This is a genomic window from Sphingomonas sp. BK481 (genome assembly GCF_014194875.1).
GTDB classification, from domain to species: domain Bacteria; phylum Pseudomonadota; class Alphaproteobacteria; order Sphingomonadales; family Sphingomonadaceae; genus Sphingomonas; species Sphingomonas aerolata.
On sequence record NZ_JACIAP010000005.1, the window covers coordinates 277954 to 303747 of the forward strand.

Consider the following 25794-nt stretch of genomic DNA (forward strand, 5'->3'; position numbering starts at 1 on the left):
CGTGTGCGCGCCCAACCTCCGGACATCCATTCACGCCCGCTTACGTTCGCCGACAGCGGCGCACAATTGTTAGGATACGCGATGCCGTGATCCATTTGGGCAAACCACTTATATTGAGCCTTGCCCCGTCGTGATCTGAGCGCCTCGCTACGCTTGTAAATGCCCGCCTCGAACGAAGAGCTCCGATGTCAAATTGATAGCGGAATGCCTGCTTGAGATCCGGACCAAGCCGACCGCGGCCTCTCCTCAACGGGCCGGGACGACATAGTCGTGCGTTCCGATCTGGCGATGCAGCTTGAGCGAGCCGCCAGCCTGACGCTGCCACAGCCGGATGCCCCCGCCCTTGACGGTGCCCGACTGGCCCCCCGCGGTCCACTCGACGCGGAATTTGGGATATTCGATCACCCACGCACCGTGATTTTCGAACGCCAGGGTCCAGACCCGCACGTCGCGGAAGGTCGCGCCGCTTCCCGCTGCGGTATAGGCGGTCAGATAGGGGCGGATCTCGGCCATGCCGCGTTTGGGCGTATCGCCGAAGGGCATGAAGATGGCGTCGTCGGTGTAATCCACGAGCTTCGCCTCGACATCCTTGGTCCGCACGGCCTCGGCGTCGCGGTCGTTATGCGCCCGTAGGAATTCGCCCACGGACCGATCGCCTGCGGCTAGCGGGATGGGCGAGGACGACGGCTCCGGGATCGCGGTGAAGAAGCCCGCGGGATCGGCCAGTGGGCGAAAATAGCCCCAGGTGTCGGCCTTGAGGCTGAGGCTGCCGTCGCGCTCGACGCCCCAGACATGCGCGTATTTTCCCCGCTCCTCATCGGTGCGGTCGGACCAGCGGATCGTGAAGGTTCCGATCTCGACCAATGTGTTGCCCAGGTCGAAGACTTCGCTCGTGACCGGCACATAGCTGATCACCTGCCGCCGTTCGCGCATCGCGCGGTGATAGGCCGCGATCTGGCGCGTGCCGATCAGCACCGGCTGATATTCGGGCATCGAGCGCGCATCGGCGCGGTAGAGCATGGCGCGGGCATCGGCATCATTGGCAAGCATCGCCTGACGCAGCTTAGCGTGCGCGGCGTTGACGCGTTCGGTCGGCGTCGCGGGAGGTCCGAACATCAGGTGCCGCGCGAAGAAGGGCAGCATATCGGTATAGAACCGCCCCTGCTCGCCCCAATGGCGGTCGCGAAAGCCGCCGCCATGCTCCTCGGCTTCGTGTGGAACGCCATATTCGGCAAGGAGATTGGAGAACGCCTGCGCGCCATAGACATGATCGACCAGCGTGTCCTGACGCCCCCAGTCGAACTTGAAGCCCCGCAGCGATTTGAGATTGTCGGCATAAGCGGGGAGCAAGGCCGTCAGCGCGAATCCCTGTTTGAAACGCGCCGTACGGTCGCTGTCCACTACGATGCGCCCGTCGACACGCCGCGCCGGTGGATCGAAGAACAGCGGCGGTCGGTTCGGGTTCGGCGCGAAGGCCTGATAGATCGACGTGAAGATCAGCGAGAAGCCGTCGTCCCGCAGATCGTCGAGCGATGTCGCGCGCGCCATGCGTTCCAAGTTCGGGCGGCTGTGCGTCGGCTGGATATTGGGGCCGCTCGCCACCGGCTGCATGCCATAGACCGCGCCGAATATTTCGGGATGGCGCATGCCGAAACGGATCGCGCCATAAGCCCCCGGGCCGTCCCCCGCGATCCCGCGCGAATCCCGGGTGGCGAGCGTGCGGTAGGTGGCATCGATGTGCGGTACCAGCTCGCGCACCATGAAGTCTTCCCAATTGCCCGTCGCCGGCGAATTCACATACCATGAGCTGCCCACGGGGGTCGTGAAGTCGGCGGTCACGACGATGACGTCGCCGATCAGACCCTGCCCTATCGCCTTGTCCAGCAACGCCTTTGCGCCGTGGCTGGCGAAGGGTTCGCGGTGATCTTCGAAGAAGTAGTTGAGGAAGTAGAGGACGGGAAATCGTTTGCCTGCCTCGGCGTAGCGCGGCGGCAGGTAGACCGTGAGGTTGCGGACTGGCGAGATGCCGATCTTGCTGCCGGCGAAGCTGGTCGATTGCAGCGTGCTGACAACCAGCCGGCCCTGCGGCTGCGCCATCGCCGGAGCGACGAACAGCGCCAGCAAGCAACAGGCAACGGCGTAAAGCTTGCGGAGCCCGGTCATGACGACGCTCCATCGCTTTGCCGCGTGGGGCCTGATGTACGCCGGAAGGGAATCACGAGTGTCTCGCGTTCCTGGCCCGCCGAGCGATTGAGGAAATAGACCGTGAAGCTATCCGGCCCGGTTCGCGAGAAAGTCGCGCCGTCGAAGTAGAAGCTGGTCGAATCGCGATCGACCAGCGGACGGTCGATATAAGCCGCCTGCGCTTCCCAGCCGGCGAGTTCCGGGGTGAAGTGCTTGACCCGAAGAGTCAGCGAATCTCCAATCTCCGCGAACACGCCGATCTCGTAAAAGGCCAGGTTCTGGGGAGCGAGCGCGCGGACGAAGCCCGGAAGCTGCCCAAAGCGAGGCCTGAGAAGCACATGCTCGACCGGCCCATCGGGCATGTCGCCGATCCAGTGGCCCTCGATCCACGCCATGTCGGCGATCGTCGCACGCGGGGCCTGGCGACCTTCGGCGTGGAGCTTGATCATGGCCCGGGGGTTGGCGCGTTGCGCCGATGAAGGGCTTGCGGGGAACAGGATCGCCAGCGCGAATACCGCCGTCGGAAACCTGAAAAGTGCATATGTCCTGTGCTGCAAACCCATGCCCACCCCCTGTTTCGGTTCAGCGGCACACGGGCCCGGAACGGGGTTCGCCGGCAATGGATTTTCGCCGGGCGGGTTTGGCGGATCGCCAAGCGGGACCAGCGGGTAAGGTAGACGTCGATCGGCTCGCGGTATCGCCGGCTGAACCGGAGCTCCGCGCCGCATGCCAGCCGCACCACACCGTCGCCGTGCGTGCCGGGCCGGACTTCGACCAACCGGTCGAGCCGGACGATCGCGGCGCGATGGATGCGCGCGAACGCGGCCTGGGGCAGCCGCGCCTCGAGCGACGTCAATGTTTCGTGGATCAGCAAGCTGCGTCCGCCGGCATGTACTTCGGCATAGTCGCCGGCCGCACTGATCCAGTCGATCTCGTCGAGCCGAACCAGTTGCGTCGCGCGATCGCCGCGCGCGACTAGCCGGCCCTGCCCGCCGAGCAGCGATCGCATCCCGTCGTGCTGGCCGTCGCGCTGCCCGTCGCCCGTGCCGATCTGTCGCCGCACCCGCTCGATCACGCGGGCAAAGCGCTGGTCGTCAAACGGCTTGAGCAGGTAATCGAGCGCCTCCGCCTCGAAGGCGCGCACCGCATAGGCATCGAACGCCGTCACGAAAACGGTCAGCGGCATCGCATCCACGCCGATCGCCTCGATCACGCCGAAGCCGTCCATCTCGGGCATCTGGACGTCGAGGAACACCAGATCGGGCCGCAGCGTGCCGATTGCCGCAACCGCTTCAGCCCCGTGCCCAGCCTCGCCGAGCACGTCGAAATCGCCGAACCCGGCCAGCGACTGGCGCACGGCGCGGCGTGCCAGCGGCTCATCATCGACAATGAGGGTCCGGATCACTGCGGCACCAGGATGGTGACGCGGAAACCTTCGCCCGGCGCTGTGTCGATCTCGAGCGACTGGCGCTCGCCGTAGAGGTGACGCAACCTGAGGCGTGCGTTGCCGAGCCCGACGCCCTCGCGGATCGCGCCCGCGCCCTTGCCGTTGTCGGCGATGCTGATCCGCAGCATGTCACCCGCGGGCTTCGCCTCGATCGTCAGCCTGCCACCTTCGATCAACGGCGCAATCCCGTGGCGCACCGCGTTCTCGACCAGCGGCTGCAGCAGCAGTGCCGGCACCTGGACGGTCTCCAACCCGGGCGCGATGGCGCGGACGATCCGCAGTCGCTCGCCCAACCGGGCTTCCTCGATCGCCAGATAGGTGTCGGTAAAGTCGAGCTCATCGGCGAGCGCGCTATGCTGCGACCTGCGCTGATCGATCGACAGTCGCAGCAGATCGCCCAGCCGCGCGATCAGCCGCTGCGCCACGATCGGATCGTCGGGCACCAGCGCGGAAATGGCGTTGAGCGTGTTGAACAGGAAGTGCGGCTGCAACTGCGCGCGCAGCGCCGCGGTTTCCGCCTCTGCGAGCTGCGCCTCCAGCCGCGCCGCCGCGACTTCGCGATCGCGCATTGTGCGATAGGCGTGCGCGCCGAGCACGATCGCCACAAGCAGCGCGTAGATCATCAGATGGACGTGGATGCTGGTCGCGAGTTTCGTGATCAGCAGCGCATTGCTCCACGGCGCCCAGGGCGCGCGGAAATAGAAGATCGCGTTGATCGCGCTGTAGAGCGCCGCGTGCAGCACCGCGAACACGAGCCCGAAGACCAGATGAATGGCCAGCAGCCTGCCCGGCCGCCGCTCATAGGCGAACGCTCGCGCGACGCTCACAACCCCGGGCGTCAATGCTGCCCAAGCCGAATACCAGATCAGCCCATTGACCAATGCCTGCCCCAGCGGGAGCCTAGGGCCGCCCGCGAAACCCGCGGCGTAGGTCTGGAACGCCGTCACCACCGCGACCGCCAGCCACGCGGCCCAAATGCCCAGATAGCGAACAAGGCGTTGCCGATGCGCTGCGGTCATGGCCAATCATGCACATTCGCCCGACATTGAACAGCCGCGTGGCAGGGACCGGACCTGAAGGATGAATGCAATAGAACTGCTCAACTGCGATAAATGCAGTTCCGATACAGATCGTCCGCTTAACCCCGCACGATCGGTTCGAAGCCGCCGACGTCCGCGTGCTCCCCAAATTCGCGACCGACGAATTCTGCCTCGCCAACGTCTATTGCGTCGGTGTCGCGATGCGCGCGAGGCGGCGCATTCCGACGCGGTATAGGCCCTGCCAAAGGCAATCGCCGAATATCCGCTCGGCGCCGACCAATGTAGCGACTTGATACCGGCGATCGGGTCGATCAAGGTCAACTTCACCCGTCTCGATCGGCGAGAGGGCCCCGCCGTTGCCGACGAGGCCGTACCGCGTATGACCGCTATCAAGGATAGAAAGATCGTCCTCGTCGACGCCGCCTGATTGTCACCTTCACTCTGTAGCGTGCCGCGTACCCGACCAATCCCGAGGAGACATCGAATGCCGTTCGTCACCACCGTCGATAAGACCGAAATCTTCTACAAGGATTGGGGCAACACGGATGCACCGGTCGTCATGTTCCACCACGGCTGGCCGCTCAGCTCGGATGACTGGGACGCGCAGATGATGTTCTTCGTCCAGAAGGGCTATCGTGTCATCGCGCATGATCGCCGCGGGCATGGCCGTTCGACCCAGTCGGCGGGCGGTCACGACATGGACACCTATGTCGCCGATGTCATCGCGCTGACCGACGCGCTCGATCTGCGCGATGCCGTCCATGTCGGCCACTCGACCGGCGGTGGCGAGGTCGCCCGCTATGTCGCGCGCGCCAAGCCCGGGCGGGTCAAAAAGGCCGTGCTGGTCAGTGCGGTCGCACCGATCATGGTCAAGACCGATGCCAACCCGGACGGCGTGCCGATGGACGTATTCGACATGGTGCGCGAGCAGACGGCCACGAACCGTTCGCAATTCTACTACGACTTCACGCTTCCCTTCTTCGGGTACAACCGCGACGGCGCCGAGGTGAAGGAGGCGGTGCGGCTCAACTGGTGGCGCCAGGGCATGATGGGCTCGGCGCTCGCCCATACGCTCGGCGTCAAGGCCTTCTCCGAGACCGACTTCACCGACGATCTCAAGGCGATCGACGTACCGACGCTGGTCCTGCACGGCGAGGACGACCAGGTGGTTCCTTTCGCCACCACCGGCAAGATGTCGGCCGACATCGTAAAGGACGCCAAGCTCATCTCCTACCCCGGCTTTCCCCACGGCATGCCGGTTACCAACGCCGATCGGATCAACGCCGATCTGCTCGCCTTCATCGAAGGCTAATCCATGGTAGAACCACGGAGCGATGGCGCGCTCCGTGCTTCTGCACGACACGCTTAACGAGGAATTGCGGCGATGCCCGATCGGGTTCTGATCTTCTACGGCTCCTATCGCTCCGACCGACAGGGCATCCGCCTCGCCGAGTGGCTCGTCCGCGCCTTTGCCGAACGCGGTGCATCGGCCGAGTTGATCGACGCAAGGGCAGTCGACCTTCCCATGCTCGACCGCATGTACAAGGAACATCCTAGTGGTGAGGCACCCCCGGCAATGGAGGCACTCGCCGAAAAGATCAGGACGGCCGACGCCTTCGTATTCGTGGCCGGCGAATATAACTGGGGCGTGCAGCCCGGGCTCAAGAATCTCACCGACCATTTCCTCGAGGAATGGTACTGGCGGCCGGCGGCGATCGTCAGCTATTCGGCGGGACGTTTCGCCGGCGCGCGTGCCGGTCTCGCATGGCACGGCATCCTGTCCGAGATGGGCATCGTGGTCGTGTCCAGCACGATCGCCGTGGGCGGGATCGGCCATGCCTTCGATGCGAGCGGAGAACCGGCGGGCGACGGCGGCGCCGCCCTCACCCGTGCCTTCCCGCGCTTCGCCGACGATCTCGGCTGGTGGACGCAGGCCGCCCGCGGCCAGCGCGAGCGGCTCGACCCGCCCTATTGATCCGGCCGATGTCCGCGCCTCTTCATCGCGGCTCCGGGCAACCGAACTCGTTCACCCCTTCGCTGCCGCTGCGGCCAGCTCCTCGAGGTCGAGATCATGCTCGAGATCGTGGAGCGTCTCGTCATCGATACGACCGGCACGGTGCAGGCGGACCAGCTCGGCGCGGCCGGCCGCGACCGCGGCGATGATGACGTCGAAATGGCTCGCAATCGCCACGTTGCGCTCCTCCACCGTACCGTCGAACGCATCCGCTGCGGTTGCACGGGTCCGGTAGCGCCGCAGGAGCTGCGGGTGGATGACCGTGCCGTCGACCGCCACCGCCTCGCGTTCGACAAGCGCCAACTGCGCCTGGAACAGCATCATCTCGGCGGCGTGCAGATCGAGCGGCGGTCGCGCGCTGCCGTCGTCGTGCGGCTTCAGGGTCCGGATGACCCAGCCGAGCGAGGTGCCCTGCACCAGGACGGTAACGAGGATCACGACAAAGGCGGTGACGAGCATCAGATCCCGCGCCGGCATCGCCTCGGGCAGCGAGAGCGCAACCGCAAGCGTCACCACGCCGCGCATCCCGGCCCAGCTCATCACCACCGCCGCACGCGTTCCGAGCGGTTGCTGTCGCGTCCATCCGATGCGGCGACCGGTGGCGACGCCGGCATCGACCGCGAAGATCCACAGGAACCGCGCGGCAACGACCGCCAGAACGATCAGCAGCACGGGCCGCGCCATCGTGTCTATGACGATATCGAGCCCGCCGACCCGGTCCAGCAACCCCCGCAAAGACAGGCCGATGAGCAGGAATACGGTGGCGTCGAGAAGGAACACCAGCACCTGCCAGAATGCCATCGCCCGGATGCGTACGCGGGCGGTGAAGACGACATGCTGATACCAGCCGCAGACAAGGCCTGCAGTGACAACGGCAATGACGCCGGACACGTGCAGCAGTTCGCCCGCGATATAGGCGCTCCAGCAGACCAGCACGGTCGCTGCGATCATCAGCGTATCATCGCCGAGCCGGCGGAGCAGAACTACCCAGAGCCCGCCGATCGCCGCGCCGACCGCGATGCCGCCCGCCACCAGCACGAAAAACGTTCCGGTCGCCGCCCCCAGATGGAAGCTGCCGGTCAGCACCGCCGCCACCGCAAACCGGAACAGCACCAGCCCCGCGGCATCGTTGAGCAGGCTCTCGCCCTCGAGCAGCGTGGTCAGCCTGCGCGGGAGCGTCACCCGCTGCAACACGGCGCGGGCGGATACCGCGTCGGGCGGCGACAGGATCGCGCCCAGCGCGACGCAGGCGGCCCAGGGCAGTTCCGGCATCAGCAGCTTGGTCACGATCGCGACAACCGCCGTGGTGAAGAAGACGGCGCCGACCGCCAGCGAGAGAATGCCGGCCATGTGCCGCCGGAATGGCGCTACCGCGGTGAACCACGCGCCGTCCATCAGCAAGGGTGGGAGAAACAGGACAAGGACCAGCTCCGGATCGATCGCGATCCCTTGCACGCCAGGCACGAAGGCGACGGCGCATCCGCCGACGATCAGCGCGGCTGCTGGTGGCAGCGACAGACGCCGGGCCAGATAGTGAAGCCCCAGCACCACCAGGAACATGAGGATGATCAGCTCGAAATTTGCCGCTGGATGCACAGAGCCGCCCCTTTTTCTGCCCGCCCGGTGGTCCTGCAAGCTGTCCCGAATGCCGTCAATGCGATCGGGCCGCGCGCGCATTTGGACTGGGCCGTTCCCGGGCGATTGCCGTCGTCACGTTCGCCGCGCTAGTGTCGCCGCGCAGAGGGGACAGCGCTCATGGAAACGATCGGCCGTGACCTGCGGGAAATGCAGCGGGTTCCGCTACAGCCTGCGCATATTGCCGCGATCCAGGCCGCAGGGACGCGCAAGCACTATCCCAAGGGAATGATGCTCGCCGAGATCGGCGCGCCGGCCGACCGCTTCGTGTATGTCGAAGAGGGGGAGATCGAGGTCGTCAACCCGTTCACGGGCGATCGGCTGGTACCCTCAACGCTGGGGCCCACCCAGTTCATGAGCGAGATCTCGCTGCTGTCCGGCGGCACATGGTCGCTCCCGATGCGCGCCGCGAGCGACACGACCGTCGTCGAAGTCCCGCGATCCGCGATGCTTCGCCTGATGGCGGCCATACCGGAGATGTCGGACATCGTTATCACGGTGCTGGCCGCGCGCCGTCGGCGGCAGCTGGATGCCGGCGATGGCATGCTGGTTCTGGTTGGCGAAGACGAGGACAGAGCCGTCAGACGTGTGGCCGAGTTCGCAGCACGCAACCGCCTGCCCTACCGGTCCTACCCGCTCGGCAGCGCCGAAGCCGCGCATGTCGCCAGCAGTTGCGGAACCGCGCCGCTGGAGCCCGTCGTCGTGTTCGGCCGCGACGTGGTGGTGAGCGATCCAACGCCGGAAAAGGTGGCACGGCTGCTCGGACTCGATCAGGACGTTCCCGAGGACGAGGCCTTCGACGTGCTCATCGTCGGGGCCGGCCCCGCCGGCATGTCGGCGGGCGTCTATGCGGGAGCCGAAGGGTTGCGCGCACTGGTAGTCGACGAGACCGCGATCGGCGGCCAGGCCGGCACGTCCAGCCGGATCGAGAATTATATGGGCTTTCCCACCGGCATCTCAGGCGCCGATCTTGTGTGGCGCGGCGAGGTGCAGGCGATGAAATTCGGCACGCGCTTCGTCATGCCCCGGCGGATCGAGTCGCTGGACCAGCTCGACAATGGCGCCTTCTGTGCGACCTTCGCCAATGGTCGGCGCGTTCTCGCCGCCTCCGTGGTGGTCGCCACCGGGGTCCAGTACAGACGCCTGCCGATCGCCCGCTTCGCCGAGTTCGAGGGCAAGGGCATCTATTATGCGGCGACCGAGAATGAGGCGCGCTTCTGCCGCGATACGGAAGTGTTGGTCATCGGCGGCGGTAATTCGGCCGGGCAGGCCGCGATGTTCCTCAGCCGTACGGCGCGGCACGTTCGCCTGCTGGTACGCGGCGACACCCTGGCCTCGTCCATGTCCAGCTATCTGTCGAGCAGGCTCGAGGCGGACCCCGCGATCACCATCGAATACGGCACCCATGCCGTCGAACTTCACGGCGGGGACAATCTGGAGGCGGTGACGATCCGCAACGAAGACGGCGACCGCACCGTGGCAAGCTGCGCCGTCTTCGTGATGGTCGGCGCCGCACCCAATACGGGCTGGCTCTCCGAACTGGTCGCTCTCGACGACAAGGGCTTCGTGCTTACCGGCGAAGCGGCTGGCGCGATGTCGCCTTTCGCCACGTCCTGCGCGGGCATCTATGCCGTCGGGGACGTGCGCGCCGGATCGGTGAAACGCGTCGCGTCCTCGGTAGGAGAAGGATCGGTCGTCATCTCCAATGTGTGGGAGCATGTGCGCGGCTTGGATCGTGCCTGAACGAAAGCTGCCTTCGCAGGTCTGACCGACGGTTGGTCATTTGAAAAACGCTCCAAGCTTTCCAACGCTGGTCAGTCATGCCCACCCGGATCAGGCGCGGCAGCGCATGAAACCCGCATGAGCCGTGCGCCGAAGTGGCCGGACTTTCGCGATCAAAACGCGATCATCACCTTGCCCAGATGCCCTGCCGCGGCAAAATAGCGGACGGCGTCGGGTGCATCGTCGAAGGCGAACGTCCGGTCGACAACGGTCGTCATCCGGCTCGCCGCCATCGCGTCGAGCAGGTCGACGAACATTGCGCGGCTGCCATTGGCGATCCCGCGGATCGTCACGTTCTTCGTGATGAGTGACAGATAGTCGGGGATCGCCAGCCCCTCGCCAGGTGAAACGCCGATGACGATGATCCGCGCATTGATCGCCGCGGCTGCGATCGAGTTCCCCAGCGTATCGACGCCGCCGGTTTCGATCACGATGTCGGCGCCCTTTCCCTCGGTTTTTGCGATCACCTCGGCCCCCCAACGCGGTGACGTCCGGTAATTGACCGTGATGTCCGCGCCGAGGCTGCGCGCCGTCTCGAGTTTCGCGTCCTGCGACGACGTGATCGCCACGCGTGCGCCACGGGTCTTGCCGATCTTGAGTGCCGCCAGCGCAACGCTACCGGTGCCGAGGCAGAGCACGGTGTCGCCTGCCCCGACCCGACAGACCTCGACCAGTGCATTCCAGGCGGTCAGGCCGGCGGAGGCGAGGCCTGCGACATCCGCATCGGCCAGCGCGTCGGGCACCCGGATCAGCGCAGCCGCGGGAAGAACGACCCTTTCTGCAAGCCAGCCGTCATGCGTGATGCCGATATCATGCGCAAAGACGTCCGACCGGAACGGGCCGTCCAGCCAGGTCGCGAAATGACCGCAGACGACGCGGTCGCCGACCGCGACCTCGGTCACGCCCGCACCGATCGCCACGACATCGCCCACGCCTTCGGACATCGGAATGCGGGTCTCAGGCTGTCGGGCGCCATAGGTGCCTTGCAGGAGCTGAACGTCGCGGCTTATCAGGCCGACGAGACGCGGCGCTACCAGCGCTTCGCCGGGACCGGCGACCGGCGCGGGCCGGGTCGTGGCGACTAGTCCGCTGATGCCGTTCTGGGCACCGATGTGAAAGGCTTTCATCGCAATCTTCTCCTGATGGGCGCGCACGACGGGCACCTTATTCGAAGGCACGTTATTCGAAGGCACGGGGACCGGGCTTGAAGGCATGGCGGCGCGCGCCGGCTGCGACCGCCAGGGCAAGAAGGGTCGGCACCAGTACGGCCCAGGCGAGCGGCCCTGCCCCCGCATGGTCGAGGATCACCCCGCCGACGATCCCGCCCGTCGCGATGGCGCCGTTCCAGACCGTCGTGAGCATCGCATTGGCGAGGTCGACGCCCTCGCCCGCCGCATCGGCGAGCGCGGTCGACAGCTGTGTCGCTGCGCCGCCGAACGACAGTCCCCACAGGATTGTCGCGATGATCGTCATCTCGGGGACCGTCGCGAACAGCGCGAAGGCCAGCGAGACAACTGCGAACATCGTGAGGCTGACCAGCACGAGCGGACGCAGCGCGCGATCGATCAGCACGCCCGTCACCCAGATCCCGACCAGCGCGGCGAGCCCGAATCCGAGCAGCAACAGATCCAGCCTCTCCCCCACGCCCGACAAGGCGGCGACCGGGGCGATGTAGGTGTACAGGATATTGTGACCCGTGATCCACGCAAACAGCGTGATCAGGACGGGACGAACGCCCGGCGTGCGAAACACGTTCGCGATCGACAGCCGCTGCTCGGCAGGCTGGCCGGCAAAGTCCGGCACGCGCCACAGCACCCAGCCGATCAGTACCAAAGTGGTGATCGCCATCAGCCCGAACGCCATGCGCCAGCCCAGCGTCGTGCCCAGCATCGCCCCCAAGGGGACGCCGATCGACAGCGCCAGTGGCGTACCGACCATCGCGATCGCGAGCGCCTTGCCGCGCAACGGCGGGGCGACCATCCGCCTGGCATAGCCCGCGATGATGCCCCACCCCAGCCCCGCCGCAACGCCGCCCATGAACCGCGCGACGAGCGTCAGCGCATAGGAGGTCGACACCGCGGTCACGCAGTTGAAGATCAGAAAACCGATGATCGCGACGAGCAGGGTCGGCTTGCGGCGCCATCCTTGCGTGTACAGCGTCAGCGGGATCGCCGCGAGCAGCGACCCGACCGCATAGACCGTGATAGTCTGCCCCGCGAGTGACTCCGATACGCCGAGCCCGGCGGCCATGTGTGGCAACAGCCCGGCAGGGAGCGTTTCGGTGAGGATCGCGGTGAAGCCGGTCATTGCCAGCGCCAGCAATGCGGAGATCGGCAACGTCTCGCTCGCGCCATCATCGGTCTGACCGGATCTCGGAATCACGCAACACTCACTTCTGGATCGACTGGTCCAGTGCGTTCGGCCCCGCGGCGTGCCTTGTCAACGGGTAATGGATTGATTAGTCCACAATGAGGAGCGGACATGTATGACACGGAGCGGACGACCGCGTGGTTTCGACCGGGATGCAGCGCTGGACCGCGCGATGCACCTGTTCTGGGAACACGGGTATGAGGGTGCGTCTCTGCTTACGCTGCGTCAGGCGATGGGCGACATCTCGTCGGCCAGTTTCTACGCGGCCTTCGGGTCGAAGGAAGCGCTCTACCGCGAAACGCTCGCGCGCTATCTCGCCGTGCATGGCGGCATCGTCTGCGCGCTCGACGACGAGACGCTACCGCCACGCTCACGGCTCGAACAGGCCTTAATCGCGTCGGTTGCGGTGCAGACCGATCCTGCCCATCCGAAGGGCTGCATGATGACGCTGTCATCGATCATTTCGTCCGAAGCCGGCGCGCCGACCCGGGCGCTGACTCGTGCCGAGCGGGAGATCACCCGGCAGGCGTTGCAGCGGTGTATCGCCGCCGGAGTCAGCGCCGGCGATCTCGATCCCGCCACGGACGTCGCGGGTCTCGCCGCGTTGTACGACGGGCTGGTGCTGGGGATCTCGATCCAGGCGCGGGACGGCGTTCCGACCGAGACGCTGCGGGCCGGCATCGGACACGCAATGGTGGCGTGGGATGCTCAAGGCAGACGGGAGCGTGAGAGCAAACTCCACTAATCTCGCTGAAAAAGAGACCGACTCGCAGGCATTCCGACCGCCCTACCCGCTTTCTGGCTCCGGGATTCGTCACCTCGCCCTTAAGCCGACTCTAGCGACGTAAGTCAGCATGTCGGGTACCCTCAGGGCACAGAACTTCGCTATCGACCGCGCAACACTCCAGCCCTCAGACGCAAGATGGGAAATCACATGCGATTTGTTCAGATCGAAATACTGCCGCAGGGCAAGGCGCTGGTCGATATCGACAAGCTGACCCATGCAGTACCCGAGGCGAACGGGTCGCGCCTGTTCATCGGGGCGCAGCACCTCGACGTGCCCCATTCATTGGCTGAACTCGAGAACGTGCTGGCTGGTCGTGAGCGGACCGACGATGGCGCAAGCAGCACCGCGGGGTTCGGTCTGCGATAGGCCGGCACGGCTTCGGAAGATCGTATCGTCTACCCCATCAACCCTGGGCGCGAAGCCACGACGGCGAAAACGGATCGGCAGCGCCTTGGGTCGTTCGTAACTGTGCGTAGACCACGTCATGCGCCGTCCGCATCGACACAGTTTTACCCCGAGACGGCACGGCACAACGCCGTTTGGCTTCGGCTGCTATGGCGGGTGAGGCTTGCCGGCGCGCCTACAGCCATCGCGTACCTGGTCACTGGTTTAACCGTGAGGGGCTGCGCTATAACACTGAAGGCGCGATCAGCTTCCTTGATGGGCTCTATTCCACCGTGATCACGGTCACGACCGCCGGCTATGGCACGAGTGGCACGGAGCCGTCGACGAACTCGTCAAGCGTGGTGCGGATCCCGAAACAATCGTGGTCATCGACGATCGGATGGTCGAGCTCGACGCCACTGAAGCATGGGCCCGACCATGATGCAGGGCGATGCGACCCGCAATGCCGCTCTGGAGGCAGCACAGCTCGCCCGTGCGCGTGCCCTGACCGTTGCTGCGGGATGGGACGACACATCCGATTCCGATCGTCCTGAACCCCGCAAGTCTCGCCGGCGTCCTGTTGACAGGGTCGGACCCACTGCGCGCATATCGCGTCGTATCAACGGATCTCGCCGCGGCCGGCGGACAGGTCGTCCTGCACGAACGAGCACAGACCGCGACAGAGGTGGGAATCGCACTGTCGGAAATCCGTGCTGGTCTAGGCCACCGTATCTACCGGGGCGATCGAAGCTTTGGGTTCCGGGAGCCAGACACGCAGCGGCTCGAGACGGGGGATCTCATCGTCGAGGCCGCACGGCGCGGTCAGGCCGAACCCACCACTTACCGATATTGTCTGTTACGAATGGATCTGGATCCGATGCGCGCATTACGAAATAAGCGCATGTCCATCAGGCTTCGTCGGTCGAGATCGGCTTCCTTGCCGCCATCTGGATTGGCCTGCCTATCACGGGGCGGCCGGCTGGCCATCGGCGAGCAATACAGCGATCCTTTGCTATCCGGGCTATGGTCACCGCGTCGCCCTGATTGCCACCAAGGACATGATAGGCCGTCGCGTCTTCGCCGACATAGAAACCGACATGCCCGCCGCCAGGACGCTCGAACACCAGCACAGCCCCCGGCGCCAGGCGCTCCGGCCGCAACGACAATCCCCATGTCGACCATGACGTCGCCCGCACCGCAATAGAGACCGGCTCGATACCATCGTCCTGCAGGCAATATGCGACGAACACGCCGCACCACGGGACGCTGTCGGCGTTGTAGACCATGCCCAACACCCGCGTTCCAAGCCGCTTTGCCCAACCGAGGATCGTCGCGCTGTTCGCTGATCCTGCAGCTTCCTTCGTGCCGAGCTTCGTGCGCGCCACTTTCAGCCACTTCGGATCCGTCACCATGATCCGCCCGCCCCTGGGGCCGAGATACGAACGCGTCTGCGGTTACGCTCAAATGCGGGCACTACAGCATCCTCTCCACGATCGGCAGCATCGCTGCGACCACCGCAGCAATCGCCTTGGCATTGGGATGCACCCGGTCCGCCAGCACCATATCGGCATGTCCCAATATGCCCGGCGGAAAGAACGGCCAGACGGTCGCGCCGTGTTCGGCCGCCAACGCGGCATGAATGCCTAGATATGCAGCAGCCCGATCACGGATGAACATCGGGGGATCGACGGTCGTCAACAAAACGGGAATGCCACAACTGCCCAGGCTCAGCAGGACCTGCCCGAGCTGCGCTCGGGTGCGACCCACCGGCACCTGCCGCAGGACATCGTTCGGTCCCACCTGGACGATCGCAAGTGCGGGTCGCTGGTCGAGCGCGGAGAGCATTCGGGGCAAGCGTCGTAGGACATCAGCGGTGGTATCACCCGACACCCCGGCATTCACCACGCGGGCAGAAGGGCATGCCCGCCGCAGCGATGCCTGGAGCTGTACGGGAAAGCTACCGTCGGCGGGAAGGCCGTAACCGGCAATCAGGCTGTCGCCGATTGCGAGTATCAAAGGTCGGTCGAGTGTCATGCGCCGCTGTGAGATAGTTCGCGTTCGATGCAATGTAAGGCGTCCGGTCACCATCGCGCCGCCCCTTTGACGCTGGTGCTCCTTCGTCTGCAACGAGATACAGACGGCCGATACGCATTCCGGCGACCATCGCACCATCAGAAGTTCCAGACGACCTATTGCCAACATCGTCGGCCTGGATGGGGTAATGGCCTAACGCCGGAACGCGGTCGTCGGCGCGGATGATGTGGTGTCGTACCTGCAACGTGGCACGGCGACCGATGAATGTGCCCGAACTGCCCCGCCAAATGGCCGTCCCCAGCGAAGCAGCTTTTGCATCATCAGCCGCCGCCGGAGCCCGTCTCACATTTGTCGTTATGAGCGGTTCGACGAGCCGGATGTATCTGGCTGCGTCAAGTCTAGCACTTCCAACCTTGCAGCGTCGCCTCGCCTTGCAATCAGGCTCCCCACTGGAACCTGGTACGTACCGCGTAAGGTGAACCGCTCGACACGGTACACACCCCGATCAGTGCTGCTGGTCGAAAAGCCGGTGTAGCGTCGTTCGGCAACCTGCTTGAGGAGGTACCCTGCCCATCCCGTCGAACGCGAGCCGCGCAAGATTTCGGGTTCGTCCGTCTTACCGTCGGGTCGGATCCAGAAGCCGATGTCGACCCATTTGATCGGATCGGCATCGGACGATCTCGCGGGAAGCGGATTGCGCAAGTCGAACTTGCGCGCTTCGTCTTGCGCAGCCGCCAGCGCCGTAGGTCGATAAGGCGGCGCCCATACCAGCTCAGGGCGGGTCGAGCCATCGCGGCCGATCGCACGCACCAGCTGGTCAATCTGCGCGTTGTCCTTTTGCCCCGCCGCCAAGCGCAACCGGACAACTTGCAGCAGGTTGCGCAACTTTGGATCCGCCGCGATCGGCCGGGCTTCGGCTTCGGCCATAAGCCTGGCCGCACCGGCCGTGTCGGCCCGTGCGTTGGCCAGTCTGACGCGGCGCAACGTCGCCTGCAGGGCGAGCACCGCGTTTCCGTCCGCCAACGCCTGACGCTCCACCGCCTTATACGAAATCTCGGCACTACGCCCCTTGCGCATCGCGAGCCACATATCGCCGGTTGCAAATGCCGCGGCAACGACAGCCGGGTCATTGGCCGGCAGATTGTCGTGCAGCGTGCGAACCTGCTCACCGACCGCGCTCTTGAACGCATCCAGATCACCGTCGTGTAAAGAGACGGTCGCATACGCTTCATACAATGCGGACACCGGTTTCGGGTCCGTCGCAGCGTGACGCTTGTTACGAGATATGGCGCGCATAAGCGTGTGACGCGCCTTGAGGTACGCACCATCCCGGAATTGCTGCTCGGCAAAGGCGATCGACGCTTGTGCATCGCGCAACGGCGCACAGCCCTGCTCGACGCAGGCTGCATACGCTTCCGAAAGCTGCCTGCCAGAAATTACGATATCGGGGGTGGCGGCCTGCAGCGACAATGCGAAAAATAAAGCAATCATCACCCGGCCTCCACTTCGAGTCGCACCTTGCAACGCCGCAAGCCTGACCTCGCATCAGTGACTGTATTGCGAAACTTTTGTCTTTGCAGCAGCGAATGACTTAGCCGGAGAGGAATGCCGACTCTCTCGATAGATGAGCGGTCAACCGGGTGGCCGTTTTCAGAGCGTGGAGTGTTAACTGCGCCACCGCATCCGCCTCCCTATGATTATAGCGAAGCCGCCCTGACGAGGGGCATTCGCCCAACCACGTATGGGGCAGGACCTTGATCGCGCCACGCGGTGGTATTCTGCAGGCGGCTCTCTGGCGTCTCCTTACGGGGATATTACCGCCCTGTTGGGCTCGAGCATTGCAAGAATCTGGTTCTTGCAGATGTTGAGATCGAAGACGACCGTTTGCCGGCTGTGATCGTCGCCTGCGGCGGCAGTTGTCAGTTGAAGCCCCGTATATTCGCAAGGCCCCGTCCAATAAGTCGATTTTGAATGGGTCGTGTGGTCCCCAACGGAATTGTTGGCCCTCTGGTTGAAGTTGAGGATCTCGTAGCGCCCGGGGTCATGGCGCAATTTCGTCACGACCCGCGGGTCGTACGGAAACTCGTTAACGTGCCGTCGTGATCGACTTGGATCTCGCAGGCTTATGATCTTTCGGTCCGAACAATTGACCAGGAGCAAGACCCCCATCTCGTTCTTTTGCTTCGGCGCTGGCAGGGCCAGAAGACCAATGGCGTCGTCGGCAATCGAGGGTGCGCGCAGTTCACATATCGATTCCCGCACGCTCCTGACGACGTTGCCGGATTCGAGCGGGTTGGAAGCGACGGCCACCGCCTCGGAAAACATAAGAGCAACGGCAAACATCTTTGTCTCCGTTATTGAGCTGCCGGTTGATATTAGCACTAGTGCTTATCGGCAGCCAAGTCGGTTCAGCAGAGATAGTGAATGTTGGGCGGCTAGCAAATCTTGCCGGTTTCCACTGAGCCGGTTTACCGGAGCAGAAGCCCGCTGTTGGACAGCCCGCTCCTTGGCGCTGACATCCGCCGGGTCAGTCCGCTTTCACGAAATACTCTCTCGATAGACCTTTTCGGAAGTTACCGCTGGCAACGAACGATCAGACGTCATCGGGCTGAGCGAATGTCCGCGATCTCGGCCGTATGAATTGCCACGGGGGTGTCCGACTGGGTATGGCTGAGATCCGCAGCGCCCTCGCCCTTATCGAAAACGGTCGGCAGTCTCTAAAACCGGCATGTCGGAAGTTCGTGCTGTTGCCGTCAGATATATCCGCTATGCTGGATTTATGGATAAGGATTCGGCTATCGTTGCGTTTGCTGCGCTCGCTCAGGGCACCAGGCTCGACGTATTCCGGCTGCTGGTGCGCCACGAACCGGAGGGCATGGCGGCGGGCGAAATCGCCCGCCGGCTCGACGTGCCGCAGAACACCATGTCCGCGCATCTCGGCATCCTAGCGCGCGCCGGCATCGTCCGCGCCGAGCGACAGAGCCGGTCGATTATCTACCGCGCCGATCTGGACGGCCTGCGCGCACTCACGCTCTTCCTGGTCAACGACTGCTGCGCCGGCTCGCCCGAGCTGTGCGTGCCGCTTCTGGCCGAACTCACCCCCTGCTGCTGAAAGGACGCGTCATGGCCGTCGACATCGTGATCTACCACAACCCCGCCTGCGGCACGTCGCGCAACACGCTGGCGATGATCCGCAATGCCGGCATCGAGCCGCACGTCATCGAATATCTGAAAACCCCGCCCTCGCGCGCTTTGCTGGTCCAGCTGATTGACCGCGCCGGTATGACGCCTCGCGAACTGCTGCGCGAGAAGGGGACGCCCTATGCGGAGTTGGGGCTTGGTGATGAGACGCTGACGGACGACGCGCTGGTGGACGCGATGATGGCGCATCCGATCCTCATCAACCGGCCACTGGTCGTCTCGCCGCTCGGCGTGCAGCTGTGCCGACCATCCGAAGCGGTCCTCGGTCTGCTTCCCGAGCCGCAACTGGGGGCCTTTGCCAAGGAAGACGGCGAAGCGGTGGTGGACGCCTCGGGTCAGCGCATCGCTTGATGCTGCTCGCGCTCGCCATCTTCGTCGCCACGATCACGCTCGTCATCTGGCAGCCCAAGGGGCTCGGTATCGGGTGGAGCGCGCTGGGTGGTGCGGTCGTGGCGCTGCTCGTCGGGGTGGTCTCGCTCTCCGACGTCCCGGTGGTGTGGGGTATCGTCTGGAACGCGACCGCGACGTTCGTCGCCATCATCATCGTCAGCCTGCTGTTGGACGAGGCCGGCTTCTTCGAATGGGCGGCGCTGCACGTCGCTCGCTGGGCGGGAGGACATGGCCATAGGCTATTCGTCCTGATTGTCCTTCTCGGCGCGGCCGTGTCGGCGCTGTTCGCGAACGACGGCGCGGCGCTGATCCTGACCCCGATCGTCATCGCAATGCTGCGGGCGCTGGGCTACCGCGACAGGGCGACGCTGGCGTTCGTCATGGCGGCCGGTTTCGTCGCCGACACGGCAAGCCTGCCGCTGATCGTCTCCAACCTGGTCAACATCGTGTCGGCCGACTTCTTCGGCATCGGGTTCGCCGACTATGCGTCGGTGATGGTGCCGGTCGACCTCGCGTCGATCGGTGCGACGCTGATCGTGCTGCTGCTGTACTTCCGCCGTGACGTCCCAGCAAACTACGACGTGGCGCAGCTCCGCGCGCCGGCCGACGCCGTCCGCGATCGGGCGACATTCCGGGCCGGTTGGGTCGTACTTGCGGCCCTTCTGGCGGGCTTTTTCCTTCTCGAACCTGTCGGCATACCGGTCAGTGCAGTCGCCGCTGCCGGCGCGGTGCTGCTGCTCGTCGTCGCCGGGCGCGGCCGCGTCATCGAGACGCGCAAGGTGCTGCGCGGCGCGCCGTGGCAGGTCGTGATCTTCTCGCTCGGCATGTACCTTGTCGTCTACGGCCTGCGGAACGCCGGCCTGACCGACCACCTCGCCGGTCTGCTCGACCGCACCGCCCAGGGCGGTGTGTGGGGCGCGGCGTTCGGCACCGGCATCATCGCCGCGCTGCTGTCGTCGGTCATGAACAACATGCCGACCGTGCTCGTCGGCGCGCTGTCGATCGACGCGACCCACGCCACGGGTGCGATCAAGGACGCCATGATCTACGCCAACGTGATCGGCTGCGACCTTGGCCCCAAGATCACGCCGATCGGCTCGCTCGCGACGTTGCTGTGGCTGCACGTGCTCGAGCAGAAGGGCATCCGCATCGGCTGGGGCTATTATTTCAGGATCGGCGCGACCTTAACGATCCCGGTGCTGCTGGTAACGCTCGCCGCGCTCGCCCTGCGGCTCGGTGCCGCCTGATGCCGTTGAATCGAACCAAAGACAGGACATACCCCTGATGCCCCTGCGCACGCTTTCCGACCCCGACCATCTGCCCGCACTCGATCGACGCTACACGCGCGACCGGCCAGCCATCGGACTGGGTGTGGGCGACCCGCCCCCGCGCATCCTGCTGCTCTATGGCTCACTGCGCGAGCGGTCATATTCCCGGCTCTGCGTCGAGGAGGCCGCGCGCCTGCTCCGGTTCTTCGGAGCCGAGACGCGCATATTTGATCCCTCGACCCTGCCGCTGCCCGATCAGGTGGTTGGCGACGACCATCCGGCGGTCCATGAATTGCGCGAGCTGTCGCTATGGTCCGAGGGGCATGTCTGGTGCAGCCCCGAGCGGCACGGTCAGATCACCGGCATCATGAAGCTGCAGGTGGATCACCTGCCGCTGTCGATGGGCGGGATGCGACCGACGCAGGGTCGGACGCTCGCCGTCATGCAGGTGTCGGCCGGATCGCAGTCGTTCAACAGCGTGAACACGCTGCGCGTCCTCGGCCGCTGGATGCGGATGGTGACGATTCCGAACCAGTCGAGCGTCGCCAAGGCGTTCGAGGAGTTTGACGACGCCGGCCGGATGAAGCCGTCCAGCTACTATGATCGCATCGTCGACGTGATGGAGGAGATGGTCCGCTTCACGGTCCTGCTCCGCCCTCACGCGGCCCAACTCGTCGACCGGTATTCGGAGCGGAAGGATCGCGGCGTCCCGATCGATCCGACAACCGATCTGTCGAGCATCGCTACGGTGTCGCATCCATCACGGTGAACGAATGCCAAGTTTGGGGCAGTCTCGATGATGTGTCGACCGCGACATTCGACATCAATGCTCAGAGATTTCGGCGAATGGTTGCCGATCGCCGTCAGCGTCTTAAGCCGCCGACCTTTAAACGGCGCGTCCGAGATGAAGGCTCAGACACCGTCTTAGGGTCAGGACCCATTGATGCGAGAGGCGCGATCTGATCCAGGCTCCGCGAGGAGAGCGTAAATGAGCGACCTGTACTGGCTGACGGATGAGCAGATGGCGCGTCTGCAACCGTCCTTTCCCAAGAGCCATGGCAAGCCTCGGTCGATGATCGGCGGGTGCTCCGCGGCATCGCTTTTTGTCAATCGCAACGGGCTACGCTGGTGTGATGCGCCGAAGGACTATGGGCGGCATTGCGGGCTGCTGCTTGTCCCAAAAAGGATGGTGTTTTGAGAATGGCGGCAGCCCTCATGATCTAAGCGACATGGACGCGATCCCGAGACCTATCCTCGTCGCGCCACACCGATCAACGCCGTGGAAGGGATCGGAAGTTGTGGCCGGCCTTCCATCATTCGACGCAGCTCAGCGACGATCACCCCCTTCTGTCCAGCGTCCAGACTCGTCCAGTCGGGCGATGGGCCGAAAAGGGCGTCGAGGTCGTCCATCGCGGTCATGTCGAGTTCGAAGTCGCGAGTCACAAGTTCGATTTGCGGATCACGATAACCTGCTTCGAACAGCGCGTCGGCAAGGCCCTTCTCCGTGCTGAGGGTCGCCATAGCCTCCGGCATGGGAGACAGGTCGCGCTCCGGAAACAGTCTCCGGATCAGCTGGCCGAGCAGCATGAACGCGCCGGCGCCACGATCTTGCCAGACCGCAACAACGCCGTAGCCACCGGGTCGTGTGACCCTTGCCATCTCGGCCAGCCCCTTTCGCCAGTCCGGGAACATGAACACGCCGAAGATCGAGAACACCGCGTCGAAGTCAGCGTCGGGCAGGTCGAGCGCCTGACCATCCATCACCCGCGCTTCGACGTTCGGCACCGCCTTGGCCTCGATGCGCGCAATCATGCCTGGCGAGAAGTCGGTTGCCAGAACCTGCGCTCCGATTCGTGCAGCTGCTAAGGCGAGCGCGCCGGTCCCGGCTGCAATGTCGAGCACCCGGGACGCTGGCGTCAACGGTACACGCGCCAGCGCAGCTTCGACATAGCGGGCCGTGTAGGGATGCGCCGTCTTCTCGTATCGATCGGCCGCGCTGTCCCAGTGGTCGGCCTTGTTAAACTCACGCACCGGCTATGCTCCACGAATCATGCAACTCAATAGGTATCTTGATAGTGGGGGCTTGCCAAGTCGGTGCCAGCAACGAAGGTGGCGTCATGCGGAACGACGGTCGCCTCTCTCGTATGTTGCACGTGCTGATCCATATGGCGCGGCACGATGGCCCGATGACTTCGGAGACGATCGCCCGGATGCTGGGCACCAATCCTGTCCTGATCCGACGCACGATGTCGGGCCTGCGGGATGCGGGTTACGTCAGATCGGAAAAGGGGCACGGCGGCGGTTGGGCTATCGCAGCCGATCTGAATGCCGTGACGCTGCTGGACGTGCATCGTGCCGTTGGCGGCCCCCGCCTCTTTGCAATTGGAATTGAGCATCCCGAGCCCGGCTGCCAAATCGCCAGCGTCGTCAACGAAGCCTTGGGGGACGCGCTACAGGAAGCGGAGCGGCTGCTGGTTACGCGCTTGGGATCAATCAGCCTCGCGGCACTCGTCCATACCTTCAATGATCGCTGCGACCGCGCCGGCAAATAGACGGAGCAAGTCTTTCCCGATTGGGAACTTAGAGGGGGAAACCGGCCCCCCCCAATCGGGCTGACGGCCACAGGCGGGGGTCGCTTTCCCCAAATCTGTTACCGGTTGCTCGTTCCCGAAATCGCCGCTCTGAATTGGAAAATGAGGAATGCGCGCGCTCAACAAATGGCCGTTATCGGGAGCTCGGATCACCAGCCTGAACGTCCGGAAGTTGGCGAAACCGTTGGGCCTCGCAGGGCTGCCAAGACCAACATTCGGTCATCTTGATGCGGCTTTGGCCGTTCCAGCTTCCGACATCCGTTCATGTTCGCCGCTGACTTGGGCTTTCAGTCATGCCAGCGGTACGGAGCAGCTTGCGCGGGCCAGCGATGTATATCTGGTGCACTGATCTCCCTTGACCCGCTCCTCAGAATTCACCTGACTGGTAAGTTATCTCGTCAGATGGAGGGGAGTGATGCGGCATGGCCGATCTTCCGAGAATCAGATCCTAAGGCGTCCTGCGCGAGCGTAAGGCTAGGGCAAAGACCACGCCAGGAGGGCGACGATATCAGCCAACCGAACTGTAGCTACGCCAATCATGGCGATTTACGATCGCAGGTACGAGCGTTACCGCCGACGGGCTAATTTACAGATAGTTGAGGGAAAAGCGCTGACATTGGATCTCCGACCGAGCGCGTTGATCAAGGCGAATGCGGACAGCCTGCGTCAGACGGTCCGTGTCATCGCCGGGACGGCGGCGGCGTTTGCGGCGTACAAGGCGCTCGGTCTGCACGAAGGCTATTGGGCGGTGTTCACCGTGCTGATCGTGATGCAGGCATCGATCGGGGGAACGCTCGGCGCAGCGACCGATCGGTTGATGGGGACCTTGCTGGGCGCGGTGCTGGGCGGCATCGGCGCGGCGCTCGGGCGAACCGATACGCTCGAACTCGGGCTGGTGCTCGTCACCGTTACCGGCATCGCGGCGCTCGTCGCGTCGATCCGACCGCGGCTGCGGATCGCGCCGGTCACCGCGGCAATCATGCTGCTCAGCGCGCCGCCGGGCTCTTCGGTGGAAATCTTCGTCCGGGATCGCATCATCGAGATCGGCCTGGGCGGCATGATCGGTGTGCTGGCGGCGATGCTGATCCTGCCGGCACGCTCGCACGGCGTTGTGATCGCGCGCACTTTGGCCGTGTTGAGCCATATCGAACGGATGTTGTGGGCGCAGGCCGACGCGTTGACCACCGGGCTGGCGCTGCCATCGTCCCCCGAACACGCCGCGCTGCGTCATGCGCTGGCCGCGGTGGAGTTGGCGATGAAGGACGCCGACCGCGAACGCGCCTCGCGTCTCGCCGATCACGGTATCCCCGCCGCCGTCCCGCGCACGCTCTGGCGTATCCGCAACGATTTGGTGCTGAGCGGTCGCGCACTCGACGAGCCGCTGCCCCCGGCTGCGATGGCCGCGCTCGCCAAGCCATCGGCGGCGATGCTGACCGCGCAGGCCGCGCTGGCGACCCGGTGTTCGGAGGCGCTGCGCACGCGGGGCAAGGTCGATCGGGGCGACGTCGAAACCTGTTATCGGATGTTCGGTACCGCGCTCGATCTGTTCCGACGGAGCGAGGCCGCGGCGACCCTGGATTTCGACGCATCGGGCCGCGTATTCGGGCTCGCCTTCGCCGCGGGTCGGCTTCACCGCGACCTGCTCGACCTTGCCGGTCGCGTCGACGAAATCGCCCCGACCAAGGTGCTCGCTGCCGAACAAAACTGACCGCGCAACTTTGCCACTGGCCCCGCGCGCGGTACGGGCGGCGATGACCGAAACCTTATCGACGCCCGACCTCGCCACCGAACTGGTCGCGCTGCTCGACCTCGAACCGCTCGATACCGACCTGTTCCGCGGACCCCAGCGACCCGGCGCAACCGCGCGCGTCTTCGGCGGTCAGGTCGTGGCGCAGGCGCTGATGGCGGCGCAGCGTTCGGTCGACGCACCCGCCGTGGCGCACAGCATGCACGCCTATTTCCTGCGCGCCGGCACCGAGACGCGACCGATCATCTTCCGGGTAGAGCGCGATTTCGACGGCAAGTCGTTCGCGAACCGCCGCGTCACCGCAAGCCAGAACGGCGCGACGATCCTGACGTTGGCCGCATCGTTCCAGCGCCCGGAAGCCGGCCTGGAGCATGCGGTCGCGATGCCCGACCTTCCCCCGCCAGAGGAACTGCGCTCGCTCGACATCCTCGCTGGGGACTATGCGGGTATTTCCGCGCAAGCCGTCGCGTTCCTCGGCCAGCCGTCCGCCTTCGATATCCGGCCCTGCGGCGTTCCCGCGTTCCTCCAAACCAAGCCCGGCATGCCCGTATCCCATGTCTGGATCCGGTTTTGGGGAAGCGTGCCAACCGATCCCGTCGTGCGCCGCGGCGTGCTCGCCTATCTGTCCGATTATGCGCTGCTCAGTGCGTCGCTGATCCCGCACGGCGTCAACATGTTCGAGCACAGCATGCAGACCGCGAGCCTCGATCACGCAATGTGGTTTCACGACGACGTGCCGCTGGACGATTGGCTGCTCTATACCAGCGAAAGCGCGTGGTCGGGACATGGCCGCGGCATCGCACGCGGTGTCTTCCATAGCCGCGACGGGCGAGCGATCGCGCATGTCACGCAAGAGGGATTGATTCGCATGCGGCCCGATCTCGCGCCACGTACGACGATCCCGCATATGCCCTGATCGG

Annotated in this window: 25 protein-coding genes and 1 pseudogene; 14 read left to right on the forward strand and 12 right to left on the reverse strand. The window is 64.8% G+C overall.

The genetic code is table 11. The annotated features are described in order from the left end of the window. Nucleotides 1-246 precede the first annotated feature (246 nt). Genes FHY04_RS12315 through FHY04_RS12330 form a run of 4 tightly spaced genes read right to left on the reverse strand, consistent with a single transcriptional unit; the run spans nt 247 to nt 4650 of the window. Complete coding sequence (locus FHY04_RS12315) at nt 247-2163, reverse strand: alpha/beta hydrolase-fold protein (RefSeq protein ID WP_183936616.1); 1917 nt, start codon at nt 2161-2163, stop codon at nt 247-249. Beyond that, nucleotides 2160-2633 (reverse strand): DUF6265 family protein, encoded by a 474-nt coding sequence (locus FHY04_RS12320; protein WP_183936617.1) that lies wholly within the window; start codon nt 2631-2633, stop codon nt 2160-2162. The genes FHY04_RS12315 and FHY04_RS12320 overlap by 4 nt, the downstream gene beginning before the upstream one ends. Continuing rightward, on the reverse strand, nt 2630-3589 hold the full coding sequence (locus FHY04_RS22925) for a LytTR family DNA-binding domain-containing protein (protein ID WP_183936618.1): 960 nt from the start codon (nt 3587-3589) through the stop codon (nt 2630-2632). Before FHY04_RS22925 ends, FHY04_RS12320 begins: the two co-directional genes overlap by 4 nt. Next, complete coding sequence (locus FHY04_RS12330) at nt 3586-4650, reverse strand: sensor histidine kinase (protein ID WP_183936619.1); 1065 nt, start codon at nt 4648-4650, stop codon at nt 3586-3588. The genes FHY04_RS22925 and FHY04_RS12330 overlap by 4 nt, the downstream gene beginning before the upstream one ends. A 310-nt stretch (nt 4651-4960) precedes the next feature. Between FHY04_RS12330 and FHY04_RS12335 the strand changes: the two genes are divergently transcribed. The 3 genes from FHY04_RS12335 (at nt 4961) to FHY04_RS12345 (ending at nt 6646) form a co-directional block, all read left to right on the forward strand. Next, on the forward strand, nt 4961-5098 hold the full coding sequence (locus FHY04_RS12335) for a hypothetical protein (protein ID WP_183936620.1): 138 nt from the start codon (nt 4961-4963) through the stop codon (nt 5096-5098). 57 nt (nt 5099-5155) lie between these two features. Beyond that, a complete protein-coding gene (locus tag FHY04_RS12340; RefSeq protein WP_183936621.1) occupies nt 5156-5983 on the forward strand; it encodes an alpha/beta fold hydrolase in 828 nt (275 codons plus the stop codon). 72 nt (nt 5984-6055) lie between these two features. Further along, complete coding sequence (locus tag FHY04_RS12345; RefSeq protein WP_183936622.1) at nt 6056-6646, forward strand: NADPH-dependent FMN reductase; 591 nt, start codon at nt 6056-6058, stop codon at nt 6644-6646. Nucleotides 6647-6697: 51 nt separating this feature from the next. Here the strand turns inward: FHY04_RS12345 and FHY04_RS12350 are convergent, their stop codons facing one another. Continuing rightward, nucleotides 6698-8281 (reverse strand): Na+/H+ antiporter, encoded by a 1584-nt coding sequence (locus FHY04_RS12350; RefSeq protein ID WP_311724700.1) that lies wholly within the window; start codon nt 8279-8281, stop codon nt 6698-6700. Nucleotides 8282-8440: 159 nt separating this feature from the next. Here FHY04_RS12350 and FHY04_RS12355 point away from each other — a divergent pair, with 159 nt between their 5' ends. Beyond that, the gene (locus FHY04_RS12355; protein ID WP_183936624.1) at nt 8441-10063 is read left to right on the forward strand and encodes a cyclic nucleotide-binding domain-containing thioredoxin-disulfide reductase; all 1623 of its coding nucleotides are present in this window, start codon (nt 8441-8443) and stop codon (nt 10061-10063) included. Nucleotides 10064-10215: 152 nt separating this feature from the next. On the opposite strand, the gene FHY04_RS12360 is transcribed toward FHY04_RS12355, so the two are convergent. Beyond that, the gene (locus FHY04_RS12360) at nt 10216-11229 is read right to left on the reverse strand and encodes an NAD(P)-dependent alcohol dehydrogenase (RefSeq protein ID WP_183936625.1); all 1014 of its coding nucleotides are present in this window, start codon (nt 11227-11229) and stop codon (nt 10216-10218) included. A 52-nt stretch (nt 11230-11281) separates the two neighbouring features. Beyond that, complete coding sequence (locus FHY04_RS12365; protein ID WP_311724703.1) at nt 11282-12484, reverse strand: MFS transporter; 1203 nt, start codon at nt 12482-12484, stop codon at nt 11282-11284. Nucleotides 12485-12644: 160 nt separating this feature from the next. Here FHY04_RS12365 and FHY04_RS12370 point away from each other — a divergent pair, with 160 nt between their 5' ends. Both FHY04_RS12370 and FHY04_RS12375 read left to right on the forward strand, forming a co-directional pair. Beyond that, complete coding sequence (locus tag FHY04_RS12370; protein WP_260171506.1) at nt 12645-13217, forward strand: TetR/AcrR family transcriptional regulator; 573 nt, start codon at nt 12645-12647, stop codon at nt 13215-13217. Nucleotides 13218-13406: 189 nt separating this feature from the next. Continuing rightward, the gene (locus FHY04_RS12375; protein WP_183936627.1) at nt 13407-13625 is read left to right on the forward strand and encodes a hypothetical protein; all 219 of its coding nucleotides are present in this window, start codon (nt 13407-13409) and stop codon (nt 13623-13625) included. A 926-nt stretch (nt 13626-14551) separates the two neighbouring features. On the opposite strand, the gene FHY04_RS12380 is transcribed toward FHY04_RS12375, so the two are convergent. From FHY04_RS12380 to FHY04_RS12395, 4 genes are all read right to left on the reverse strand, one after another. Beyond that, nucleotides 14552-15055, reverse strand: coding sequence for a TIGR02594 family protein (locus tag FHY04_RS12380; protein WP_183936628.1), 504 nt, complete (start codon nt 15053-15055; stop codon nt 14552-14554). A 61-nt stretch (nt 15056-15116) separates the two neighbouring features. Then, nucleotides 15117-15677 carry a GDSL-type esterase/lipase family protein gene (locus FHY04_RS12385; RefSeq protein WP_183936629.1) on the reverse strand — a complete coding sequence of 187 codons (561 nt, stop codon included), beginning with the start codon at nt 15675-15677 and terminating at the stop codon, nt 15117-15119. A 354-nt stretch (nt 15678-16031) separates the two neighbouring features. Beyond that, nucleotides 16032-17168, reverse strand: a complete 1137-nt coding sequence (locus FHY04_RS12390; protein WP_183936630.1) for a hypothetical protein — start codon at nt 17166-17168, stop codon at nt 16032-16034. Nucleotides 17169-17480: 312 nt separating this feature from the next. Further along, entirely contained in the window at nt 17481-18020 is a 540-nt protein-coding gene (locus FHY04_RS12395; RefSeq protein WP_183936631.1) for a hypothetical protein, read from the reverse strand. Nucleotides 18021-18456: 436 nt separating this feature from the next. On the opposite strand from FHY04_RS12395, the gene FHY04_RS12400 reads away from it, so the two are divergent. From FHY04_RS12400 to FHY04_RS12420, 5 genes and pseudogenes are all read left to right on the forward strand, one after another. Beyond that, nucleotides 18457-18789: a helix-turn-helix transcriptional regulator gene (locus FHY04_RS12400; RefSeq protein WP_159512852.1), complete on the forward strand. Its 333-nt coding sequence runs from the start codon at nt 18457-18459 to the stop codon at nt 18787-18789. A gap of 11 nt (nt 18790-18800) precedes the next feature. Next, complete coding sequence (gene arsC, locus FHY04_RS12405; RefSeq protein WP_159511787.1) at nt 18801-19229, forward strand: arsenate reductase (glutaredoxin); 429 nt, start codon at nt 18801-18803, stop codon at nt 19227-19229. After that, nucleotides 19229-20515 (forward strand): arsenic transporter, encoded by a 1287-nt coding sequence (locus FHY04_RS12410; protein WP_031441425.1) that lies wholly within the window; start codon nt 19229-19231, stop codon nt 20513-20515. Before arsC ends, FHY04_RS12410 begins: the two co-directional genes overlap by 1 nt. A 37-nt stretch (nt 20516-20552) precedes the next feature. Next, nucleotides 20553-21305, forward strand: a complete 753-nt coding sequence (arsH, locus tag FHY04_RS12415; protein WP_183936632.1) for an arsenical resistance protein ArsH — start codon at nt 20553-20555, stop codon at nt 21303-21305. Between the two features lie 219 nt (nt 21306-21524). Next, nucleotides 21525-21689: pseudogene (locus FHY04_RS12420) on the forward strand (transposase); the annotation flags it as partial. A 95-nt stretch (nt 21690-21784) separates the two neighbouring features. On the opposite strand, the gene FHY04_RS12425 reads toward FHY04_RS12420, so the two are convergent. Further along, nucleotides 21785-22567: a class I SAM-dependent methyltransferase gene (locus FHY04_RS12425; RefSeq protein WP_183936634.1), complete on the reverse strand. Its 783-nt coding sequence runs from the start codon at nt 22565-22567 to the stop codon at nt 21785-21787. An 86-nt stretch (nt 22568-22653) separates the two neighbouring features. Between FHY04_RS12425 and FHY04_RS12430 the strand changes: the two genes are divergently transcribed. The 3 genes from FHY04_RS12430 (at nt 22654) to FHY04_RS12440 (ending at nt 25790) form a co-directional block, all read left to right on the forward strand. Continuing rightward, entirely contained in the window at nt 22654-23088 is a 435-nt protein-coding gene (locus FHY04_RS12430) for an Rrf2 family transcriptional regulator (protein WP_166747252.1), read from the forward strand. 655 nt (nt 23089-23743) lie between these two features. Continuing rightward, the gene (locus tag FHY04_RS12435; protein WP_221211756.1) at nt 23744-24835 is read left to right on the forward strand and encodes an FUSC family protein; all 1092 of its coding nucleotides are present in this window, start codon (nt 23744-23746) and stop codon (nt 24833-24835) included. 43 nt (nt 24836-24878) lie between these two features. Then, entirely contained in the window at nt 24879-25790 is a 912-nt protein-coding gene (locus FHY04_RS12440) for an acyl-CoA thioesterase II (RefSeq protein WP_183936636.1), read from the forward strand. The last annotated feature ends 4 nt before the right edge of the window (nt 25791-25794 follow it).

Excerpts from the sequence above, each read along its gene's own strand:
- FHY04_RS12315 (WP_183936616.1), bottom strand. The coding sequence starts at position 2,163 with ATGACCGGGCTCCGCAAGCTTTACGCCGTTGCCTGTTGCTTGCTGGCG.
- FHY04_RS12320 (WP_183936617.1), bottom strand. The coding sequence starts at position 2,633 with ATGATCAAGCTCCACGCCGAAGGTCGCCAGGCCCCGCGTGCGACGATC.
- FHY04_RS12330 (WP_183936619.1), bottom strand. The coding sequence starts at position 4,650 with ATGACCGCAGCGCATCGGCAACGCCTTGTTCGCTATCTGGGCATTTGG.
- FHY04_RS12340 (WP_183936621.1), top strand. The coding sequence starts at position 5,156 with ATGCCGTTCGTCACCACCGTCGATAAGACCGAAATCTTCTACAAGGAT.
- FHY04_RS12345 (WP_183936622.1), top strand. The coding sequence starts at position 6,056 with ATGCCCGATCGGGTTCTGATCTTCTACGGCTCCTATCGCTCCGACCGA.
- FHY04_RS12355 (WP_183936624.1), top strand. The coding sequence starts at position 8,441 with ATGGAAACGATCGGCCGTGACCTGCGGGAAATGCAGCGGGTTCCGCTA.
- FHY04_RS12360 (WP_183936625.1), bottom strand. The coding sequence starts at position 11,229 with ATGAAAGCCTTTCACATCGGTGCCCAGAACGGCATCAGCGGACTAGTC.
- FHY04_RS12370 (WP_260171506.1), top strand. The coding sequence starts at position 12,645 with ATGCACCTGTTCTGGGAACACGGGTATGAGGGTGCGTCTCTGCTTACG.
- FHY04_RS12375 (WP_183936627.1), top strand. The coding sequence starts at position 13,407 with ATGCGATTTGTTCAGATCGAAATACTGCCGCAGGGCAAGGCGCTGGTC.
- FHY04_RS12380 (WP_183936628.1), bottom strand. The coding sequence starts at position 15,055 with ATGGTGACGGATCCGAAGTGGCTGAAAGTGGCGCGCACGAAGCTCGGC.
- FHY04_RS12385 (WP_183936629.1), bottom strand. The coding sequence starts at position 15,677 with ATGACACTCGACCGACCTTTGATACTCGCAATCGGCGACAGCCTGATT.
- FHY04_RS12390 (WP_183936630.1), bottom strand. The coding sequence starts at position 17,168 with ATGATTGCTTTATTTTTCGCATTGTCGCTGCAGGCCGCCACCCCCGAT.
- FHY04_RS12395 (WP_183936631.1), bottom strand. The coding sequence starts at position 18,020 with ATGTTTGCCGTTGCTCTTATGTTTTCCGAGGCGGTGGCCGTCGCTTCC.
- FHY04_RS12400 (WP_159512852.1), top strand. The coding sequence starts at position 18,457 with ATGGATAAGGATTCGGCTATCGTTGCGTTTGCTGCGCTCGCTCAGGGC.
- arsC (WP_159511787.1), top strand. The coding sequence starts at position 18,801 with ATGGCCGTCGACATCGTGATCTACCACAACCCCGCCTGCGGCACGTCG.
- FHY04_RS12410 (WP_031441425.1), top strand. The coding sequence starts at position 19,229 with ATGCTGCTCGCGCTCGCCATCTTCGTCGCCACGATCACGCTCGTCATC.
- arsH (WP_183936632.1), top strand. The coding sequence starts at position 20,553 with ATGCCCCTGCGCACGCTTTCCGACCCCGACCATCTGCCCGCACTCGAT.
- FHY04_RS12430 (WP_166747252.1), top strand. The coding sequence starts at position 22,654 with ATGCGGAACGACGGTCGCCTCTCTCGTATGTTGCACGTGCTGATCCAT.
- FHY04_RS12440 (WP_183936636.1), top strand. The coding sequence starts at position 24,879 with ATGACCGAAACCTTATCGACGCCCGACCTCGCCACCGAACTGGTCGCG.